This window comes from Pontibacter indicus (genome assembly GCF_900156345.1).
Taxonomy (GTDB): domain Bacteria; phylum Bacteroidota; class Bacteroidia; order Cytophagales; family Hymenobacteraceae; genus Pontibacter; species Pontibacter indicus.
Genome location: NZ_FTPP01000001.1, coordinates 492,788 through 513,062, shown reverse-complemented (window position 1 = coordinate 513,062; position 20,275 = coordinate 492,788). Strand labels below are relative to the sequence as shown.

19 protein-coding genes are annotated in these 20,275 nt (G+C 50.5%); 13 read left to right on the top strand and 6 right to left on the bottom strand.

Features of this window, described 5'->3' with window-relative positions; genetic code table 11:
- The first annotated feature begins 15 nt into the window (after positions 1-15).
- Both B0B12_RS02205 and B0B12_RS02200 read left to right on the top strand, forming a co-directional pair.
- Positions 16-2,211 (top strand): catalase, encoded by a 2,196-nt coding sequence (locus B0B12_RS02205; RefSeq protein ID WP_076665868.1) that lies wholly within the window; start codon positions 16-18, stop codon positions 2,209-2,211.
- A 177-nt stretch (positions 2,212-2,388) separates the two neighbouring features.
- A complete protein-coding gene (locus B0B12_RS02200) occupies positions 2,389-4,977 on the top strand; it encodes a M1 family metallopeptidase (RefSeq protein WP_076665867.1) in 2,589 nt (862 codons plus the stop codon).
- A gap of 81 nt (positions 4,978-5,058) precedes the next feature.
- Here B0B12_RS02200 and B0B12_RS02195 read toward each other — a convergent pair whose 3' ends face one another.
- From B0B12_RS02195 to hslV, 6 genes are all read right to left on the bottom strand, one after another.
- Entirely contained in the window at positions 5,059-6,075 is a 1,017-nt protein-coding gene (locus B0B12_RS02195; protein WP_139337751.1) for an outer membrane beta-barrel protein, read from the bottom strand.
- Between the two features lie 9 nt (positions 6,076-6,084).
- Entirely contained in the window at positions 6,085-6,330 is a 246-nt protein-coding gene (locus B0B12_RS02190; RefSeq protein WP_076665865.1) for a hypothetical protein, read from the bottom strand.
- Positions 6,331-6,666: 336 nt separating this feature from the next.
- Complete coding sequence (locus B0B12_RS02185) at positions 6,667-7,638, bottom strand: deoxyhypusine synthase family protein (protein WP_076665864.1); 972 nt, start codon at positions 7,636-7,638, stop codon at positions 6,667-6,669.
- Between the two features lie 114 nt (positions 7,639-7,752).
- Positions 7,753-8,070 carry a DMT family transporter gene (locus tag B0B12_RS02180; protein WP_076665863.1) on the bottom strand — a complete coding sequence of 106 codons (318 nt, stop codon included), beginning with the start codon at positions 8,068-8,070 and terminating at the stop codon, positions 7,753-7,755.
- A gap of 63 nt (positions 8,071-8,133) precedes the next feature.
- A complete protein-coding gene (locus B0B12_RS02175; protein ID WP_076665862.1) occupies positions 8,134-8,703 on the bottom strand; it encodes a Crp/Fnr family transcriptional regulator in 570 nt (189 codons plus the stop codon).
- Between the two features lie 17 nt (positions 8,704-8,720).
- Entirely contained in the window at positions 8,721-9,263 is a 543-nt protein-coding gene (hslV, locus tag B0B12_RS02170) for an ATP-dependent protease subunit HslV (RefSeq protein WP_076665861.1), read from the bottom strand.
- Positions 9,264-9,486: 223 nt separating this feature from the next.
- Between hslV and B0B12_RS02165 the strand changes: the two genes are divergently transcribed.
- The 11 genes from B0B12_RS02165 to rclC all read left to right on the top strand — a co-directional run bounded on the left by B0B12_RS02165 (position 9,487) and on the right by rclC (position 19,919).
- Positions 9,487-10,320 carry an FkbM family methyltransferase gene (locus tag B0B12_RS02165; protein ID WP_139337750.1) on the top strand — a complete coding sequence of 278 codons (834 nt, stop codon included), beginning with the start codon at positions 9,487-9,489 and terminating at the stop codon, positions 10,318-10,320.
- A gap of 66 nt (positions 10,321-10,386) precedes the next feature.
- Entirely contained in the window at positions 10,387-11,229 is an 843-nt protein-coding gene (locus B0B12_RS02160) for a 1,4-dihydroxy-2-naphthoyl-CoA synthase (RefSeq protein WP_076665859.1), read from the top strand.
- Positions 11,230-11,356: 127 nt separating this feature from the next.
- Complete coding sequence (locus B0B12_RS02155) at positions 11,357-13,201, top strand: PLP-dependent aminotransferase family protein (RefSeq protein WP_076665858.1); 1,845 nt, start codon at positions 11,357-11,359, stop codon at positions 13,199-13,201.
- A gap of 125 nt (positions 13,202-13,326) precedes the next feature.
- Complete coding sequence (locus B0B12_RS02150; RefSeq protein ID WP_076665857.1) at positions 13,327-14,307, top strand: Gfo/Idh/MocA family protein; 981 nt, start codon at positions 13,327-13,329, stop codon at positions 14,305-14,307.
- Between the two features lie 80 nt (positions 14,308-14,387).
- Complete coding sequence (locus B0B12_RS02145) at positions 14,388-14,981, top strand: Crp/Fnr family transcriptional regulator (protein ID WP_076665856.1); 594 nt, start codon at positions 14,388-14,390, stop codon at positions 14,979-14,981.
- Between the two features lie 85 nt (positions 14,982-15,066).
- A complete protein-coding gene (locus B0B12_RS02140; protein ID WP_076665855.1) occupies positions 15,067-15,780 on the top strand; it encodes a hypothetical protein in 714 nt (237 codons plus the stop codon).
- Between the two features lie 297 nt (positions 15,781-16,077).
- A complete protein-coding gene (locus tag B0B12_RS02135; protein WP_076665854.1) occupies positions 16,078-17,316 on the top strand; it encodes a S41 family peptidase in 1,239 nt (412 codons plus the stop codon).
- 106 nt (positions 17,317-17,422) lie between these two features.
- On the top strand, positions 17,423-17,752 hold the full coding sequence (locus tag B0B12_RS02130; RefSeq protein WP_076665853.1) for a DUF1801 domain-containing protein: 330 nt from the start codon (positions 17,423-17,425) through the stop codon (positions 17,750-17,752).
- A gap of 30 nt (positions 17,753-17,782) precedes the next feature.
- A complete protein-coding gene (locus B0B12_RS02125; protein ID WP_076665852.1) occupies positions 17,783-18,343 on the top strand; it encodes a sugar O-acetyltransferase in 561 nt (186 codons plus the stop codon).
- 41 nt (positions 18,344-18,384) lie between these two features.
- Positions 18,385-19,215 (top strand): helix-turn-helix domain-containing protein, encoded by an 831-nt coding sequence (locus B0B12_RS02120; RefSeq protein WP_076665851.1) that lies wholly within the window; start codon positions 18,385-18,387, stop codon positions 19,213-19,215.
- 71 nt (positions 19,216-19,286) lie between these two features.
- A complete protein-coding gene (gene rclC, locus B0B12_RS02115; RefSeq protein ID WP_076665850.1) occupies positions 19,287-19,919 on the top strand; it encodes a reactive chlorine resistance membrane protein RclC in 633 nt (210 codons plus the stop codon).
- Positions 19,920-20,275 lie beyond the last annotated feature (356 nt).

The following is a 20,275-nucleotide window of genomic DNA, read 5'->3' as shown; positions in this document are numbered from 1 at the left end:
AAAACAAACAGAAATATGGAAGAGAAAGACAAGCACAAAGCCAAGCCTACCCACGTCGACGAGAACAGTAAGAACAAGCAACTGGAGCATTTCCGCTCAGACAATGACGGCCAGTACATGACCACCGACCAGGGCCTGCGCATCAACCATACCGACGACTCGCTTAAAGCAGGGCAGCGCGGACCGACGCTGATGGAGGACTTTCACTTCCGTGAAAAAATGACCCACCTCGACCACGAGTCTATACCGGAGCGCGTGGTACACGCCCGGGGCTCTGGCGCACACGGTTATTTCCAGCCTTACGACAGCTCACTGAAGGAATTTACGAAAGCCAAGTTCCTCACCGACCCAACCAAGAAAACGCCCGTATTTGTACGCTTTTCTACCGTAGCAGGCTCCAGGGGCTCTGCTGACACGGTGCGCGACGCCCGCGGGTTTGCGACTAAGTTCTATACCGAAGAGGGCAACTACGATCTGGTGGCCAATAACATCCCCGTGTTCTTTATCCAGGACGGCATCAAGTTTCCGGACCTGGTGCACGCCGTAAAACCGGAGCCGGACAACGAAATGCCGCAGGCCTCTGCCGCCCACGACACCTTCTGGGACTTTATCTCCCTAATGCCCGAGTCGACGCACATGATCATGTGGCTGCTGTCGGATAGGGCTATCCCGCGCAGTTTCCGGATGATGGATGGTTTTGGCGTACATACCTTCCGGTTCATAAACGAGGCCGGCAAAGCCACCTTTGTGAAACTGCACTGGCGCGCGCTACTGGGGGCACACTCACTGGTGTGGGACGAGGCGCAAAAACTAGCCGGCAAAGATCCGGACTGGCATCGACGCGACCTATGGGATGCCATCGAAAAGGGTGACTATCCGGAGTATGAGCTGTCGGTGCAGCTGGTACCGGAAGAAGACGAATTTAAGTATGACTTCGATCTCCTCGACGCCACCAAGATTATCCCGGAGGAGCTGGTTCCGCTGCGTCCGGTTGGCAAAATGGTGCTCAACCGCAACCCCGATAACTTCTTCGCTGAGACGGAGCAGGTGGCCTTCCACCCAGGCAACCTAGTGCCGGGCATCGACGTGACCAACGATCCGCTGCTGCAGGGCCGCCTCTTCTCATACCTCGACACGCAGATTAACCGCTTCAGCAGTATCAATTTTACCGAAGTGCCGATCAACAGACCAGTGGCTCCGGTGCATAACCACCATGGAGCGGGCTTCATGAAAATGACCATCGGAAAGGGCAAGGCGAACTACTGGCCAAACTCGATTGGCAGTGGCTGCCCGATGATGGCGCCAGAGAACATGGGCGGCTATGTGCACCACATGGAGAAAGTGGAAGGTCACAAGATACGGGCCCGCAGCGAAAGCTTTAACGACCACTACAGCCAGCCCACCATGTTCTGGAACTCCCTGACAGAGGCAGAGAAGGATCACCTGGTGTCGGCTGCGCACTTTGAGCTGGGCAAGGTTGAGCGCAAAGAGATTAGAAAGAGACAGCTCGCGAATTTCTATAGAGTAGATCCGCAGTTTGCGGCCCTGGTGGCAGCCGGCATCGGTGTAGAGATGCCAATAGGCCAGGATTCCGAACCAACAGGCAATTTCGTGGAAGATGCCGCTTCGCAAAAGATCAGCAAAGGCAAGTCGGTGCCCTCCTCCCCTTCTGTCAGCATGGAGATTGACAAAGTGGAGGGTACCAAGTCGCGCAGAGTGGCCATTCTGATAGAGGACGGTTTTGAGTACAACGAAGTGATGCAGGTGAAAGAAGCCCTGGAGGCCGCTGGCATCCAAGTCACCATCGTATCGAAAATACAAGGCAAGCGCATTTCCAGCGGTGGTCAGGAGCTGGAAGTAGAAAAAAGCCACATAACAACCGGCTCCATGATGTTTGACGCTGTGTACATTCCGGACGGAGAGAAAAGCGTGCGCAAGATGATGGGGCTCGGAGACGCCCTGCACTTTGTGGCCGAAGCCTTTAAGCACTGCAAACCGATTGCCACCTCCGGCTTTGGCATCAACATGTTCGAAAAGGCTTTTGTGGTGGGCGTAAATTTTGCTGACAAAGCGTCTGGCAAAGTGGTTTCACACAATGGCGTGATAACGGCTGGTGTAGACGCAGATGCCGGTGATTTTGCTAACAAGTTCATAGAGGCCATTAAGAAGCACCGCCATTGGGACCGTGAAAAGTCCATGACGCCGGCGTAAGGATAGGATGATGTGTTATTGATTGTTTGTTTAGAGCAAGAGCCGCGAGTTTCGCGGCTTTTGCTTTTTAGGTGAGTTGTAACTATACCCTCTTATACCGCAAGTGTAGTTTGTGATCGCTCACAATAGCTATCATACCGCCTTTACCACTATATTTACAAAATACCCTTAGAGCAAATGATCAAACCTAATAATACACTTAGTGCCGCAGCCCTGTCGCTGCTACTGCTTGGCGCCTGCAACAAAGGCCCTGCTACGAGCAGCTATACCTTGCCAGTGGAGACGGGCGTTTCCAGGACACTGGCCGAGCATAGAAGCAATTCGCTGCACAATGTGCACTACAACATCAAGCTGCAAATCCCTACTGGTAAAGATGCGCCTATACCTACCTCTGAGACCATTTCCTTTGAACTGACCGACCTGGGCCAGCCGCTGCAGATAGACTTTAAGGAGAAGCCAGAGTTGCTGCATGGCTTGAAAGTAAACGGCAAAGAAACAGCCATCACTTTTCAAAACGAGCACATCGTGATCGAGCCGCGCTACCTGAAGAAAGGCCAGAACCAGGTGCAGATCGACTTCACGGCCGGTAACCTCTCACTTAATCGCAACGAGGACTTTCTCTATACCCTACTTGTGCCGGATCGGGCGCGCACGGTATTCCCCTGCTTCGACCAGCCGGACCTGAAAGCGGTCTTTACGCTCACGCTGTCACTGCCCCAAAATTGGAAAGCGCTGGCCAATGCCCCGCTTCAGGATTCGGTACTGACCGGCGCTACCAAAACCTATACCTACCTGCCATCCGACACCATCCCGACCTACCTGTTCTCATTCGTGGCGGGTGACTTCAGCAAGGTGAGCAACAGCGAGCGCGGCCGCGCCATGCACTTTTATCACCGTGAGACTGATCCGGATAAGCTCAAGCTAAGTATCGACCCGATCTTCAGCATACACCACGATGCGTTGGCTTTCATGGAGGAATATACCGCTATCCCCTACCCTTTCCAGAAATTCGACTTTGTGGCCATACCTGATTTCCAATACGGCGGCATGGAGCACGTGGGCGCGATCGACTACAAAGCCTCTACCTTGTTTCTGGACGAAGGCGCTACCAAGGACCAGCTGGTGGCCCGCTCCAACCTGATCGCGCATGAGACGGCGCACATGTGGTTTGGCGACCTCGTGACGATGCGCTGGTTCAACGACGTGTGGATGAAAGAAGTGTTTGCCAACTTTATGGCCGACAAGATCTCCAAGACCACGGTAAAGGACAGCAACTACGACCTCAAGTTTCTGATCGACCACTTCCCGGCCGCCTATAGCGTGGACCGCACAACAGGCGCAAACCCGATACGGCAGGAGCTTGCCAACCTGCAGGATGCCGGCACGCTCTATGGGAACATCATTTACCACAAGGCTCCCATCATGATGCGGCAGCTTGAGCGGCTAATGGGCGAGAAAGCTTTTCAGGAGGGACTGCAGATATACCTGAAAACCTATGCCAACGGCAACGCCACCTGGCCGCAGCTGATAGAGATACTGGATGCCCGCACATCGGCGGACCTGCTGGCTTGGAACCAGGTATGGGTGAACGAGCCGGGGCGTCCGGTTTTTGATTACGACCTACAGGTGACGGATGCCAAGATCAACTCCTTTACCATCACCCAGAAAGCAGAAGACGGCTCGGACCGCCTCTGGCCGCAGTTCTTTGAAGTGGCGTTGGTGTATGCCGACAGCGTGCAGGAACTTACGGTGAACATGGACCAGGCTAATGTAGAACTGAAGGAGGCGATCGGGAAGCGGATGCCACTGAGCGTGCTCTTCAATTCCTCCGGGCAGGGCTACGGGGTGTTTCCGGTAGATCTGCGTTATCGTGCCGGCATCAGCCAAAGCATCGACAACCCGGTGATGCGTGCGGCTGTGTACATCAACCTCTACGAAAACATGCTCAACGGTAGAAAAGTGACACCTGACCTACTACTACCGATTACGATGCTGGAGTCAGGTGTGGAGACCGACGAACTTAACCTGAAGCTGCTGACCGGCTACCTAAGCGATACTTTCTGGAGGTTCACGACTCCTGAAAGACGTACAGCCGTTGCGCCTGACCTGGAGAAGAACCTGTGGGAGGCGATGGAGAAACAAAAATCCGGCAACGCTAAAAAGTTGCTATTCAAGACCTACCAAAGCATCGCGCTGACCAAAGAAGCGCAGGACCGGCTGTACCAGGTATGGCAAACCCAGAAAGCACCAACAGGCGTCATCCTCACTGAAGAGGACCATACTTCGTTGGCCCTTTCGCTGGCCGTGCGCGACTATGCCGACTCCGAAGGTATCCTGCGCCAGCAGCTGGCCCGTATCAAGAACCCGGACCGCCAGAAGCGCCTACAGTTCCTGATGCCGGCTTTATCGGGTGACGAAAAAGTGCGCGATGCCTTTTTCGCCTCGCTCAAAAATCGCAGCAACCGCGACAAAGAAGCCTGGGTAGCCACAGCCCTCTCCTACCTGCACCACCCGCTGCGCACCGCTTCCTCGGAGAAGTATCTGCGCGAGAGCCTGGAACTGGTAGAGGAAGTCCAACTCACCGGCGATATTTTCTTCCCGACCAACTGGCTGCAGTCTACCTTTGGGTACTACCAGACACCCACGGCCACTCAAACCATCCGAGATTTCTTAAACGAACGCCCGAACTATAACCCGAAGCTCAAAGGCAAAATTTTGCAGGCCGCGGACCATGTGTTTAGGGCGGAGAAACTGGTGAAACAGTAACAGCAATTCTTAAATACAAAAGCAAGAGAGGCTACCTGATTTGATTAGGGTAGCCTCTCTTGCTATGTGACGTTGTTCATTTTACTTCATCCTGTAACCTAACCGGATAGCCACTGCGTTATTGGCGGTTTTCACGCCCTCTGCAGCAGAGAAACCGTTTCCTTTTTCAAGCCGTATTTCCGCCTGCAATCGTTTCCACTCGCCCCCTATACCCAGCAGCAGCGTCTGCTCATGCTTTCGCATGATGTTGGCCATCGGGTTATCTCTTTTGCGGTTCTCGGTCGGATAGGATGGAGAGTAGACTTCTTGGTGGCTGTTATCACTCAGCAGGAAATTATTGCCGACGCCCAGACTAACGTAAGGCCGTATGCTCCTATCCAGGAATCGGTAGCGACCCAGCACATTGATAGCAACCTGGTTCATTTGGAACGTGGTGGTGTACTTTGTGTATACCTGCTCCGTTTGTTGGTTGATGTGCCGGAAGGTTCCCTCCGTCTGGTACGATTTGTAGAGCAGTTCTCCAACCAACGCGTACCTGCCGTGCCTTCGGGGCAGCGTAGCCAGCAGGGATGCCCCCAAGGAATAGCTCATACCTGTAAACTTCGGCTCGTTCAGTGCCCTGTTCGGATGGCCATTGATGTTCAGGAAGGTATAGGAAACGCCCCCTAAGGTATAAATATTAAACTTTACCTTCTCTTCCGTAGCAACATAATTTCCCTCGACGCCGCTTGCGCACATATTGTAATCCTGCACCAGATTCTTCAATGCTGAAGGCTTAAAGGCCACCTGATTTACTTTGTTAGCCAAATCCTGGCAGTCCGTCATCTTGGTATTTAGCATTCCCCTATACACAGGCAACTTCACAATACCTGATTTACCGCCCGATCGCTTCAGAACGGATCGGTACACCAACTCGACAGGAGCCTCACCTTCTTTCTGAACATAAATGCGTTCCTGTGCATCCGGCTCATTCAATGTGTACAAACTCACCTTGCCTTTGACCAAGACGCGTAAAAACACGGTGTCCCGCACAATCCTGGATTGGCTATCGTAGATGTATGTGCTGCCTACCTTGTTCACAGATTTTTCCTTATCCACGACATGCACCTAGTACCTGTCACCCGAAGCTAACAGAAAGCCCTTGATATCCCCTGCGCTTAGTCTTTGTATGTTGGTGTCAGACAAGTTCTGTTTCACTTCAATAAAAGTAGGGCTCCTTTTCCAGTTCTGATCGTTTATGTGCACCTGCACGGTATCCCCCTGTTGCGTCATATACTGGCCCTGCACAAACTGCTTCTGCCCGAAGGCGAGTGCATTAGTGAGTAGAAGAATAAGTGTAAAGGTTGTTTTCATGTATTGTTTGCTATAATTATATAATGGTATCTCTATACTAACTAAACTAGCCATTTGATTCAGTTCTGGTATTTTTATACCTGATTCCGGGTCAACATTCAGCTTAAATTTGAGTTTTATATTTATGTTAGGAACACTATAATGCTGTAAAAGAGGATTAGATTAAATAGCGAATTTGCTCTGATAAAAAGTCTGCCACATTGGGAATAGCTTAATCCTGAAAATCTTTGAATCCTGATTCAGACAAAAAACAAAAAAGCCCGCTACTAACGCAGCGGGCTCCTCTTTTATAAAGGACATCCTTTGTCTTTTGTCAAAAAATTCCTTTTCAAAATATTACATATCCAGCACGATCGCGAAGATAAGCGGCGCTACGATGGTGGCGTCTGACTCTATCATGTACTTCGGCGTTTCTTTGCCGAGTTTGCCCCAGGTGATCTTCTCGTTTGGCACAGCGCCCGAGTAAGAACCGTAGCTGGTGGTAGAGTCGGAGATCTGAGCGAAGTAGCCCCAAAGCGGAACGCCTGTGCGCTGCAGGTCCTGGTGCAGCATCGGTACTACGCAGATCGGAAAGTCACCGGCAATACCGCCACCGATCTGGAAGAAACCTACTGTCGATTCCTCTTTTGCGTTCTGGGTATACCAGTCGGCCAAGTACATCATGTACTGTATACCTGTTTTCATGGTATGCACATTCTTGATGTCGCCGCTGATCACGTGGCCGGCGTAGATGTTACCCAGTGTAGAGTCTTCCCAGCCCGGGCAGATGATCGGCAGGTTCTTTTTGGCAGCTTCCAGCATCCAGCTGTTTTTTGGGTCGATCTGGTAGTACTGCTCCAGCTCGCCGCTCAGCAGGATCTGGTAGAAGAACTCGTGCGGGAAGTAAGACTTGCCTTCCTGGTCGGCTTTCTCCCAGAACTTCAGCACCGTGTGCTCGATGCGACGCATCGCCTCTTCCTCAGGTATACACGTGTCGGTTACGCGGTTCATGTGGCGGCTCAGCAGTTCTTCCTCATCGGCAGCTGACAGCTCGCGGTAATGCGGCACGCGCTCGTAGAAATCGTGGGCCACGAGGTTGAAGATATCCTCCTCGAGGTTGGCACCGGTACAAGAGATCGCGTGCACCTTGTCCTGGCGTATCATCTTGGCCAGGATGATGCCCAGCTCAGCAGTAGACATGGCGCCTGCCAGCGTGATCATCATTTTACCCCCGTTGTTGAGGTGCGTCTTATATCCTTCGGCAGCGTCGATGAGCGAAGCAGCGTTGAAGTGCTTGTAGTGCTTCTTTAAAAAATTAGATACTTCCATTTCCTTGTGTTTATGCTGTTTACTGATTCGTGTTTATACTCCTCCAACTCTGTATGAGTTAAGAAAAGATGATTTCCGGCAAAGATAAGCTTTAAAATGACATCGGGGCCCTTCCTACTTCGACACCAGCTTCAGACCGATGATGGAGCCGATGAGCAGGAAGATGAAGAACAGGCGCCAGAAATCAGCCGGCTCCTTGTAGAGGATCATGCCGACCGCCACCGTGCCCACGGCGCCTATACCTGTCCAGACGGCGTAGGCGGTGCCCATCGGGATGGTTTGGATGGCTTTGTTGAGCAGGAAGAAGCTCAGGGAAATGCAGATGAAGAAGCCGACTGACCACTTCAGCACACTAAAGTTGTTGGATAGCTTGAGGCAGGTCGTGAACCCGATCTCGAACATGCCCGCAATGATTAAGTATATCCAGCCCATTTTTCCTTTTTTTGACAAAGGTCGGGACCCGGCGGCAGAAGAAATTTAACAAATGTTAAAAAATCAGCGAACCTGGGCCCGGATGCGGCTGAGGGTCACCTGGGTCACGCCCAGGTAGGAGGCGATCTGGTTGAGGGGCACGCGCCGGATCAGGCCGGGGTTCTGCTGCAGCAGGGCCTGGTAGCGCTCGGTGGCCGACTGGAATTGAAAAACCATGAAGCGCTCCTCTGTCTTGATGAGTTCGTACTCGGCGAGCTTGCGGCCCCAGTTGGCCAGCTCGATGTTGGTCAGGTATAGCTCCTGCAAACGGGCCAGGTCCATGGCGTGCACGACCGCGTTTTCGAGCAGCTCCACGGTTTCGTAGCCGGGTTTGTTGGCCACGTAGCTATAGTAGGAAAGCAGCACCTCGTTCTCAGCGCCGAACCAGAACGTCACTTCCTGATCGTTTCGATAGCAGAAGGCGCGTGCGATGCCTTTTTCGATAAAGAATACCTTGTGGCTCACCTCCCCCTCCCGGAAAAGGATACTTCCTTTGGGCAGTTCCTGCCGCTGCATGAGCGCCGTGAGCTGTCCAAAGGAAGTATCGGAGATGGGGTATAATTGCCGGATGGCCTGTTCGATAGTCTGCACCATGTGCGCTATACCTGAGATTACTTAGCCGGTTTCTCGATCACCAGGTTGTGGTTGGTATAGATGCAGATGTCGGCGGCGATGTTGAGGCTTTCGCGCACCATTTCTTCTGCCGTGAGGTGTGGGGCATGCTTCTTCAGAGCCAGGGCCGCGGCGTGGGCAAACATACTGCCCGAGCCGATGGCCGCGATCTGGTTGTCAGGCTCCAGCACGTCGCCGGTTCCTGAGATGATGAGCAGCTCCTCTTTGTTGGCCACCACCATCATCGCCTCCAGCTTGCGCAGGTACTGGTCTTTGCGCCAGTCTTTGGCCAGCTCGATGGCGGCACGCTTCATGTTGCTCTGGTAGGCGTTCAGCTTCTCCTCGAAGCGCTCGAGCAGGGTGAAGGCATCGGCTGTGGAGCCGGCAAAGCCCGTCACAATCTTGCCATCAAGTAGCTTTCTGATTTTCTTCACATTGCTCTTGGCGATGTGCTTGTCCATGGTGGCCTGTCCGTCGGCGCCTACGCATACTTCTCCGTTGTGGTATATGCCTACTACTGTAGTCGATCTTATTTTTGCCATTGTGGTATGTTGGTTTATGTGAAAGGTATACGGCTATACCTTAAAAAGCCTGTACTAAAGCTACTGCTTCTGCAAACAAAAAGCCAAAGGTATAGCAGCCGACAAAATGGCGTATTCCAATACCGCAACGTTCTAGATTTGTGAAAGAAGACGTACCTTCGTGGCAATGGAGCCTTAGTGTCAGGTATAGCAATTGCCAGACACGCACAAAACCACCGCGCGTATGCTGACATTTTTCAGGTTATGGAAGCTGGCCTTTAGCCGACAGAACACGCATCTGGCGGGGCGCTTCCGAACATTCCTTACCCTGATCCGCATTCATGTCCAGGCCAAACTGAGCAAGCAGAAAGATGAACTTATCCGATTAAATCTGGAAGGCTTTACCATAACGGGGTATAGCTATGTAACCTTAACCGAGCTTTACTCTGATATTTTCATCAAGCAGGTATACCGCTTCGAAACAACCGCCAAACGGCCTTTCATTATTGATTGCGGTGCCAATATTGGCATGTCGGTGCTATATTTTAAGCAATTATACCCAAAGAGCGAGGTATGGGCTTATGAAGCAAATCCGGAGGCCTTTGCCCTGCTGCAGCGCAACGTGGAGGCCAATAAGCTGAAAGGCGTGCGCTTGTTTAACTACGTGTTATCGGATACCGATAATGAGGTTGATTTTTACATACCTGAGGTTACAGCCGGTCTGAATGGTTCACTTCATCCTTCTATTGCCAAAGGCAAAAAGCAGCGCATGAAGGCTTACAAACTATCCGGTTTGTTGCCTGCGCATAGAACAGTTGATTTTGTAAAGGTGGATATTGAAGGCGCTGAGTTTAATGTTTTGGGAGAGATCAGCCAATCGGGTCGACTGAATGACATACGTCAGCTGGTAGTGGAGCTGCATGCCAGTAGTGAGAGCGTGCAGCTGAAATTCAACACGTTGCTGGACATCTTCGGAGCGGCCTACCGGCATGAAGCAGTAGGTGACCAGTATACCCTGGATTTCCCGCACCTCGTAAAATTCACCAGAGTAGACCGGCCGACAAGCACGCACCGCTAAGCGCCTGCCGACGATGTTTGCTGCAAAGCTGAAAATGCGGTAATTTTACATCAAAAATCGACGATAATGAGCAAAATAAACTGGGTAACAGTCAAAGAATACGAAGACATCACCTATAAGAAATGCAACGGCGTGGCCCGCATCGCCTTCAACCGGCCCAACGTGCGAAACGCCTTCCGACCGAAAACAGTGGGCGAACTGTTTGAGGCTTTCCTGGATGCCCGCGAAGATACCTCGATTGGCGTCGTACTGCTATCGGCTGAGGGACCATCCACCAAAGACGGGGTATATTCCTTCTGCAGTGGCGGCGACCAGAACGCGCGCGGCCACCAGGGCTATGTGGACGAGGCGGGTATGCCGCGCCTGAACATTCTGGAAGTGCAGCGCCTGATCCGCTTTATGCCGAAGGTGGTAATCGCGGTGGTGCCGGGCTGGGCCGTGGGTGGCGGACACTCCCTGCACGTGGTGTGTGACCTGACGCTGGCCAGCAAAGAACACGCAATCTTCAAGCAGACAGATGCCGACGTAACCAGCTTCGACGGTGGCTACGGATCAGCATACCTGGCCAAAATGGTGGGCCAGAAGCGTGCCCGCGAGATCTTCTTCCTGGGTCGCAACTACTCTGCGCAGGATGCTTACGACATGGGCATGGTGAACGCGGTGATCCCGCATGCTGAGTTGGAAGACACGGCTTACGAGTGGGCGCAGGAAATACTGGCCAAGTCCCCTACCTCCATCAAGATGCTCAAATTCGCTTTCAACCTGACCGACGATGGTATGGTAGGCCAGCAGGTATTCGCCGGCGAAGCCACGCGCCTCGCCTACATGACGGACGAAGCGAAAGAAGGTCGCAACGCCTTCCTCGAGAAGCGCAAGCCCGACTTCAAAGACATCAAATGGATCCCGTAAGGTATAGCCTTCAGGTATAGAAACAGCAAAGCCGCTTTTTCAAAAGCGGCTTTGCTGTTTCTGCTTGATTAACATTTTCAGATCATTCTATTTCATTTTAAATTGCAAACAATCCAGAAGCATAAACATGAAAGAAAATAAAGCGCTTAATTTTATTGAGCAAGTACTAGAAAATATACCCACCGACTGGTTAAAGCTAACGACTCATCGGCTGGATATTTACAATGAAAAGCTGGCCAAAACTGAATTTCTACAGCAGTTTGAGGCCTTATACCGGAGCAACCATGCTGAAACATCCGCATTAAACGGGCTACCTACCGCTTACGACTACATTCGTTTGGGCCATCCCCTTTCTTCTGTACTGGAGTGGGGAATTGCCAACTTAAACGATCTCAAACCGGATCATGTGATCAGTTTTTCTTCGAGAACGGCTCCCATCTTAGCTGTCCTCAGAAAAAACCTGTTTGACGGCAAGAGCACCCGGATTGTTCATACAGGCGAGCTACCAGCACATTTTGATCCTGAAACAGTGAAGCGTGTTTACGGCTATAATTTTGAGCTGAAGCAAGTGGAAAAAGCAGAAGACATGGCTGAGTTCGATGGCAGTACCGTTTTCGTTTCGCTTCAGGATCAAATAGGCGTTTATGACTTGTCTCCGAATATTGACTTCTTCGTTAGTGTTCATCCTGACCTTGGCAGTATCATTTTAGTGAATGGGGAAGAAAATGGGCGCTATATCTCGGAAATTCAGCATGTCCGGAGAAGAGAGACGATTGCCATGACACCAGCCAACTGTTTCGCTGCCCTGCAGCAGCTGGTAGGACAACCTTCTTCTGCCCAAAAGAAAAGCGATGTGGGGGCAAACAAAGCTAGTGTAATCGAATCTATACAAAAGATAACCGCTACAAAGTCAAAAGTACTGGTAGCTTCTTCCGGACTGTCCACGCAGTATGCGATCATGATGGGGCTCATTGACGATGCACTGGAAAAGCACCCAGGGAAAGCCATTAGGTTCATTGTTCCTCCAAACTGCTACGGTGGCACAAACGATCAGGCAAGACGCGTTGCTGCCTGCCTCGACCATGTTGAAATTATGGATCTGCTGGTGGATGGTGATAACAACATGGTGCAAAGTATCGATACTGTGTTAGATAAAGTCGCCAGTGAAAACGCTGTACCTTATATCATCGCTGAAATCCCAACTAACCCCAGAGTAGAAGTTCCCGATCTGGAAAAGTTAAGAGATGTTTTGGGCAAAGACCGAAAAACGGCAAGTGGTGACGTGGCGATCGATCCGGTTTTCATTTTAGATCAGACATTTTGTCCTAATGTGCAGTTTCTAAGCAAGGACAGTATACTCTCTTCGATCAGAACCATCTCCTATGCAAGTGGCTCAAAATTTCCGAGCGGAGGCAAAAGCACTGCCGGGTACTGTGCAGCCAACGAGAGAGCGCAGAACTTAATGCCTGTCATCGAAAAGCACCTGCAACTATGCGATAACGAGGCCACGGATCTGCAGATGGAAATACTGGCAGAGCAACTGCCTTCCATGAATCAAAGGATCGCGGATGCTTACAAGAATACCCGTGAGTTTGTAAACTTCATCAAAGAGGTACTGCCTGAGGCAAAGATCAATTTTGTTTCAGAAGAACTGGCACAGCAAGGATTCACCCCATCCGTGTTTTCACTGGATCTTCCGACTAAAGGGGATACTCCTGAAGAAAGAGAATCTTACAAAAGGGCTTTGAATGATAAATTGATCAGCCTGATGATCCATGAAATTCCTGATGAAAGTAAATACTGCGTGAGTTACGGACAGTTAAAAGGATGTTACTGGACAATTCCTGCCACATCAACGCAAGGGACTACAAAAGAAGCCGACAAGGATTACATAGCCCGTGTGGCCCTGTCTCCTGATCTGGACCTTGAACGCCATAAAAAGGTATTCACTGAATTTGTGGCACAAATGTAATTCTGGGGAGGTGATGAACGCCTCCCCTATTTTTTTAAATAAGGGAAGCTTACGTTTACCTTTCAAATCAACTACCGCTATTACTGGCGGGCGTACCCTTTTCCTTGATTTAAATTTCGACCAATATGAAAACAATCCGCTGGGGCATTATTGGGTGTGGCAATGTAACGGAAGTCAAGAGCGGGCCTGCCTTTTCAAAAGTAGCTAACTCCAGGCTTGTAGCTGTCATGCGCCGCGATGCAGCCAAATGTGAAGATTATGCCCGGCGCCACCATATACCGAAATGGTATACCGATGCGGATGCGCTCATTAATGACCCGGAGGTGGATGCGGTTTACATTGCCACCCCTCCTGGTTTGCATGCAGCCTACACGCTTAAAGTCGCTGCAGCCGGCAAACCGGTTTATGTAGAAAAGCCCATGGCAATAAATTACGGTGAGTGCCAGCAAATGATTGCAGCCTGCGAGCAAGCTAGCGTGCCCTTGTACGTTGCCTATTACCGACGGAGTCAGCTCTTCTTTTTAAAAATAAAAGAACTGATCGATTCGGGTGCTATCGGTGATCTCCGTTTCGTGAATATCCGTTTTTACCAGCCCCCGCAACATGGTTTGCAAAAAGATAAGTTGCCCTGGCGACTGCAAGCGGATTTGGCAGGTGGTGGTTTATTCTTTGACCTGGCTTCCCACCAGCTTGATCTGATGGACTTCTTCTTCGGTCCTATTGCTTCGGCCTCCGGACAAACTGTCAATCAGGCTGGCTTATATGAAGTGGAGGATATCGTAACCGCCAATTTCAGGTTCGAGTCCGGCCTGCTAGGCAGCGGCGTCTGGTGTTTTACGACAGCAACCGAGTCCCGCACCGACAGCACAGAAGTAGTCGGTAGCAAAGGCCGCATCACCTATTCTACTTTCGGGCATGATATAATCACCTTAGAAACTACGGAAGGAAAGCAGGAGTTTAAAATACCCTACCCTGAACATGTGCAACAGCCCTTTATCGAGCAAATGGTACGTGATTTAACCGGGCAAGGCAGTTGCCCGAGTACAGGTGTTTCAGCGGCACGTACGGCTAAAGTAATGGATTGGATCATGGGCAAACAATTATAATTTCTGCTAAACCGCTTTATTGGTCAGAATGACAACCATCTGTTTGATTATGAGAAAGTAACACCTTATCTTTCCATTCTATGGAAGATGAAAAAGTATTTGTAAAGCGTTTTTTTCAGCCGGGAGTAGCTCAGCCTGATAAGCTGGAGATGATAGCAAGTCACTTTCATGAAAAACTGGTTCCCAGGCATGAGCACTTCTTACTGGAAGGAAAGACCAGCCAGGAGTATATGCTACTGGAAAGCGGTTTTATGCGCGCTTATTCACTAGACACGACCGGCAATGAAGTAACTACCGCTTTTTATGGTGCCGGCCAACCTGTGTTTGATGTCGCTTCCTTTTTCTTGCGCACACCTTCCAAAGAGAGCATCCAGGCGCTTACGCCGTGCAAAGGCTGGGTCATTTCTTTCGACGACCTCAACGGTCTATTCCACAGCATACCTGAGTTCAGGGAAGCTGGCAGAGGAATTTTAGTGAAAGGCTACGCTTCCCTCAAACTGCGGATGCAGTCTATGATCACGGAAACGGCCGAAACACGTTACGCCAACCTCCTGCAGACTAATCCAGAAATTCTGATGCAGGCTCCGCTCAAATATATCGCCTCCTACCTTGGGATTACCGACACTTCCCTAAGCCGGATACGACGCGAGTTCAGCAAGCACCATAAGAACTAATTATTGCACCTTCAACACTTCTTACCAAATGGCAAGTGTATTGACGTAACCATGGGTTTATTTTGATAAAAAAAAACAATAAGCCATGGAAACATTACCTCTGTACATCTACGGCACCTTTGTGCTTACCGTACTCGCCGCCATTTATCTATTTGTGAAAGCCTCCGCTTCACGCTGGTTAGTTTTTGTACTGCTCGGCTGGCTAGTGCTGACGGGTGCGCTGGCCTGGATGGGCTTTTTCCAGGTCACCGACACATTGCCTCCCCGATTTTTAATAGCAGTACTGCCACCGCTGATCTGTCTCACAATTCTCTTCAGCACAAGCAAGGGCAGGGCATGGCTCGACCAATTCGACCTGAAAACGCTCACGCTGCTGCAGACCATGCGCATACCGGTGGAGCTTGTCTTATATTGGCTTTTCCTTTACCAACTCACACCAGAACTGATGACATTTGAGGGCAGGAACTTCGATATACTGTCAGGTATAACAGCACCTCTGGTATACTACTTCGCCTTTGTGCAAAACAAGTGGCGCCCGCAGTTTTTGCTCATATGGAATATTGTTACGTTAGGTATACTCCTGTTTACAGTGAGCAACGGTATTCTCTCGGCCCCCTCTCCTGTGCAGCAGTTTGCTTTCGAGCAATCCAATGTAGCTGTGTTACTCTTTCCTTTTATCTGGCTTCCAGCTGTGGTTGTGCCGATCGCCTACTACGCGCACCTGATCTCTATCCGGCTGCTTTGGAAAAAAGTATTTAACTCAAAACCAATCTCCGGCCTGGCCAGCCCGGCATTCTAGTGACGGAGCGTATTAATTTTTGATTATACCCGATTCAAAAGATTGTTTGAGACCAGGAAAGTTAAAGATCACCTAAGAACTCTATCGGAACTCAGCGAGATATAATTAGAAAATGTAGCATTGCATGCTAAAGGGCGCAGGTAGATACTGATCGAGCCAGTTTAAAGAACGATTGGAAAAATGGGGCGGCTTGTGTTAATTTAACACGCAGCAAAAATTCTTTTGCATTTGGCATTAGCAAAATAAATGAGCAGAACTATTCACCGGACAAGGAATCGTTACCCGTTTCAGGCTGCTATGCAGAAGCTGCTCTTTATTTTCTGTATCCTGGCCGGATTAGCATCCCCCTCCTCTGCTCAGGTACAACAGTCTATACCTGATAAAGCGCTTCTCGCGGAAGACTTAGAAAAGTTGCTCACTGATCTTTCGGAACGCTACATTTATCTGAAAGACAAGAAAACTGATCTGGCGTGTATCCGCGAAAAATATATCCCGTCCCTCGACACAATCCGGACGGCCACAGGGCAAGTCTTGTTCTTTGAGTACCTGCTCTATGAATTTTATGACAGCCATTTGATACTGAATACAAATAGAAAAGCTTCTTACAGGTTGTATGCCCCGTTATATGCTAACACCCGCCAAAACAAAACTGTCATCACGCAGGTATGGCAAACTCAAATTAGCAACCTGCACCATAACATCATTGGTGCCGAGGTCCTGAAATTCAATGGGCGCCCGTTCGGTCAGATGATCGATGCTTTCCCAACCGTATGCCATGACAAATCGGACGAGGAGATCAGAAATTGGATCGGAAACAAGATACTGTCCGGCAGGTACGACCAGCCACGCAACCTGGAACTGAAACTAACTGACGGAAGAATCATAGAGCTCAACCTGGACGACCTGCAAATCAGAAAGGATACCACCTTCCTCACCAGCTACCATAAGCAAAACGTGGGTGTGATCAGGCTCAACAACTCGCTTGGCAATGGCAACCTGATACGCGAATTTGACAAAGCCCTGGATGCCCTGATGCACACGAAGGGTCTGCTCATTGACTTGAGGAACACAGTAGACGGCGGTGATTCCTACATAGCCCGCGCCATCATGGGCAGGTTTGTGCAGCAGGAAGCACCCTATCAAAAACACTGGACCGTGGAGGCCTATGCGGATTTACCGCCTGTTGTCAGGACCTGGGTGGAGTATGTGGCGCCCCGCGGAAAAACCTATACCAAGCCGGTTGTGATATTGGTTGACAGATGGACCGGTAGCATGGGCGAAGGGCTGGCTATTGGTTTTGAAGGTATGGGGCGGGCTGTGACCGTGGGTACAGAAATGGAAAGGCTGGCAGGCGCCATGCAGGGCTTTTCGTTCAAGAACCAAAAGTTCGGCTACCGCTTATCGACCGAGAAGTTATTCCACATCAACGGTACTCCCAGAGAAAAATACATTCCTACCCATTTGTTCGTTCCGAAAAGCATAAACCAGGATGAGATCCTGGTAAAAGGGTTTGAACTTGTAAAACGCAGTAAATAAGGGGCAAGCGGATGTGCTCAAAGGAGGAATTTTCACTTTCTTTTCCTGTGAGTTATATCAAGTGATGACGGTAATTAGAACGGATATTAATAGAAAACCAAGAAATATGCATCCAGAAGTAACCAACTACATTAACACGTCCTATAAGCACAAAGAAACACTGGAGGCACTGCGCCAACTCATGCACGATACAGTGCCCAGTGTAACGGAGGAGTTTAAGTGGAACCGCCCTGTTTTCCGTTCCAACAAAGACTTTGCCTACCTCAAAACTGCCAAAGCCTATGTCACACTGGGCTTCTTTCAGTTCGGTAAACTCAACGACCCGGAAGGCTTGCTGGAAGGTACCGGTAAGGACATGCGCCACATCAAGATCAAAAGCATGCAGGATATTGATAGTGAACTTCTGCGCGATTGGTTTAAAACGGCAGCGCTATAGCCAAAAGCTGCAGTCGTCGTATACCTGCCTATGAAAACCGAGAAAGAGAAAATGCTGGCAGGCGAACTCTACGACCCGCTGGACAAGCAACTGAGTGACGAGCGCCTGCAGGCACGCCTGCTTCTGAAAGAACTCAATGACAGCCGCGAAGACCAGGTGGAAGAACGCAGCCGCATCCTGAAAGCCCTGATCCCGAACGCGGGCGAAGGGCTCTGGTTGCAGCCCCCCTTTTACTGTGACTATGGTTACAACATGGTGGTGGGCGAACGGGTGTTCTTTAACTTCAACTGCGTGGTGCTCGACGTGATGGAAGTACGTATCGGGAGCCGCACGCTGTTTGGCCCCAACGTGCAGGTATACACCGCCACCCACCCGATGGACCATAAAGTACGCGCCTCCGGGGTAGAGAATGCCAAACCCATCAACATTGGAGAAGACGTCTGGGTAGGAGGCAGTGTCGTGATCTGCCCTGGCGTCAGCATCGGCGACCGCAGCGTGATCGGGGGCGGAAGCGTGGTTACCAAAGACATTCCGGCCGATGTATTCGCCGCGGGCAATCCCTGCCGCGTGATTCGGCATTTGGACAAGTAGTGCTGCCGGTGCTATCTTTAGCTTCTGTTACCCGATTGCGTATGGAAGCTTACCAGGACATGTTTCAGCTGCAGAAGCACCCCAGCAGTGCATTTGCCCGTCCCTATTCCTCTGAGTTTTATAACATCCTGCTGCTGGAGGGCAGTGGCACGCTTAGCGTGGACTTCACCGACTACGCTTTCGCCGGGAAAATTGCACTGTTTACCTCCCCCTATCAGCACTTGTGCATTACAGCCGATACGGACTTCGAGGTAGACCAACTGATCTTTCATGGGGATTTTTACTGCATTGAGTACCACAAGAACGAAGTGGCCTGCAATGGCCTGCTGTTCAACAACATTTACAAGCAGCCCTTCATCACGCTAAACGACGATGAAATTGCCTCGATCTTTGACAAGTTGAGGAGAGAGTTAAACCAGAACGAGCCGCACTCAGAGCCGATTCTGCGGAGTTACCTGCAATTGATTTTAGCCATCGCGAGCAGAATCAAAAAGCGGGAGCAGCAGCTGGAGGCTGACAGCAAGCTTCACCCTGTGGAGCAGTTTCGGGAACTGGTAGAGCAGCATTTCCTGACACAACGCAATACGCCATTTTACGCAGAGCAGATGGGCCTCTCCCATAGCGCATTCGCCCGTAAGGTCAAGAAACACTTTGGCAAGTCACCTTCCCAATTGATACAAGACCGGGTGATCCTGGAAGCCAAGAAACAGCTCCACCTCACGCACAAGAACATCAAAGAAGTAGCTGCCGCGCTCAATTTTGAGGACGAGCATTACTTTAGTCGCTATTTTAAGAAGCACACTGGCATCTCCCCTACCCATTTCAGAGACAAAGTCGGCATCTCCATCGTAGCGGATTTGTCCATGAGATAGCCTGATCCGTCCATTTTCCCGCGCTTGAGGAGGCATTAGTTTTGTATCGTCACCAATACTTTACTGAACTGATGAACGAAAAAGCACAGCAACTACTCGAATCTTTGGCGAACGCACAGCGCTACTTTGTGCACTTTATCCGGATCTCCATTTTCATCGTCATGGCCTGGATCGGCGGCCTGAAAGCCTTCCAATATGAGGCGGATGGCATTGTGCCCTTTGTAGCCAATAGTCCGTTTATGAGCTTCTTCTATACCAAAGACGCGCCCGAGTACCAGCAGTACAAGAACAAGGAAGGCGAAGTGGTTCCGAAGAACATTGCCTGGCACGAGGAAAACGGCACCTACATTTTCTCCTATGCGCTGGGCGCAGTCATCATCGCCATCGGTCTGCTGACCCTACTCGGTATCTACAACGCCAGGATCGGACTGCTGGGTGGCTTGCTTACTGTCGGTATGTCTATTGTGACGCTCTCTTTTCTCATCACTACGCCAGAGGTATACGTGCCTAACCTGGGCGGCCCCGACCACGGCTTCCCCTACTTGTCCGGCGCCGGCAGATTGGTGCTCAAAGACATCATCATGATGGCTGGTGGGCTGGTTGTGGCATCTGATGCGGCCAGCAGAATCCTGAAACAACAGAACGCAACACATTCTGCTACTGTACCTGCACACCGGCAGCAAGTAGGGCAGTTGGTGGAGTAATGTAATATAGGCTTACCTATATCTCAAAGTCGTTTCATTCTGAAAGAACAGTCCAAAAAATCCTGTCCTTCTGTTAAGGAACCTGTTAGAAAAAATTTTATAGCGCGAGCCTCCAGGCTCGTGCTTATTATAGAGCCGGCCTCTGGCCGCTAAACGTGAAAAAGGGCCAGAGGCCCCACTATAGGAGACACGATCCCGGAGGCTCGCGCTATGAATACTTAGCTGACCTCCCCATATATTAAGTCTCTGGTACCAGCCAACAAGATCCTTTCAGGATGACAAATAGGGAAAATACTTGCCATAAAAAAGGGCCTCTCCGTTTCCGAAGAGGCCCTTTCTTATTTTCTATACCTGCA

What these genes read in the sequence shown, in the direction of transcription:
- B0B12_RS02205 (WP_076665868.1), top strand. Translation starts at nt 16, where the DNA reads ATGGAAGAGAAAGACAAGCACAAAGCCAAGCCTACCCACGTCGACGAG.
- B0B12_RS02200 (WP_076665867.1), top strand. Translation starts at nt 2,389, where the DNA reads ATGATCAAACCTAATAATACACTTAGTGCCGCAGCCCTGTCGCTGCTA.
- B0B12_RS02190 (WP_076665865.1), bottom strand. Translation starts at nt 6,330, where the DNA reads ATGAAAACAACCTTTACACTTATTCTTCTACTCACTAATGCACTCGCC.
- B0B12_RS02185 (WP_076665864.1), bottom strand. Translation starts at nt 7,638, where the DNA reads ATGGAAGTATCTAATTTTTTAAAGAAGCACTACAAGCACTTCAACGCT.
- B0B12_RS02180 (WP_076665863.1), bottom strand. Translation starts at nt 8,070, where the DNA reads ATGGGCTGGATATACTTAATCATTGCGGGCATGTTCGAGATCGGGTTC.
- B0B12_RS02175 (WP_076665862.1), bottom strand. Translation starts at nt 8,703, where the DNA reads ATGGTGCAGACTATCGAACAGGCCATCCGGCAATTATACCCCATCTCC.
- hslV (WP_076665861.1), bottom strand. Translation starts at nt 9,263, where the DNA reads ATGGCAAAAATAAGATCGACTACAGTAGTAGGCATATACCACAACGGA.
- B0B12_RS02165 (WP_139337750.1), top strand. Translation starts at nt 9,487, where the DNA reads ATGCTGACATTTTTCAGGTTATGGAAGCTGGCCTTTAGCCGACAGAAC.
- B0B12_RS02160 (WP_076665859.1), top strand. Translation starts at nt 10,387, where the DNA reads ATGAGCAAAATAAACTGGGTAACAGTCAAAGAATACGAAGACATCACC.
- B0B12_RS02155 (WP_076665858.1), top strand. Translation starts at nt 11,357, where the DNA reads ATGAAAGAAAATAAAGCGCTTAATTTTATTGAGCAAGTACTAGAAAAT.
- B0B12_RS02150 (WP_076665857.1), top strand. Translation starts at nt 13,327, where the DNA reads ATGAAAACAATCCGCTGGGGCATTATTGGGTGTGGCAATGTAACGGAA.
- B0B12_RS02145 (WP_076665856.1), top strand. Translation starts at nt 14,388, where the DNA reads ATGGAAGATGAAAAAGTATTTGTAAAGCGTTTTTTTCAGCCGGGAGTA.
- B0B12_RS02140 (WP_076665855.1), top strand. Translation starts at nt 15,067, where the DNA reads ATGGAAACATTACCTCTGTACATCTACGGCACCTTTGTGCTTACCGTA.
- B0B12_RS02135 (WP_076665854.1), top strand. Translation starts at nt 16,078, where the DNA reads ATGCAGAAGCTGCTCTTTATTTTCTGTATCCTGGCCGGATTAGCATCC.
- B0B12_RS02130 (WP_076665853.1), top strand. Translation starts at nt 17,423, where the DNA reads ATGCATCCAGAAGTAACCAACTACATTAACACGTCCTATAAGCACAAA.
- B0B12_RS02125 (WP_076665852.1), top strand. Translation starts at nt 17,783, where the DNA reads ATGAAAACCGAGAAAGAGAAAATGCTGGCAGGCGAACTCTACGACCCG.
- B0B12_RS02120 (WP_076665851.1), top strand. Translation starts at nt 18,385, where the DNA reads ATGGAAGCTTACCAGGACATGTTTCAGCTGCAGAAGCACCCCAGCAGT.
- rclC (WP_076665850.1), top strand. Translation starts at nt 19,287, where the DNA reads ATGAACGAAAAAGCACAGCAACTACTCGAATCTTTGGCGAACGCACAG.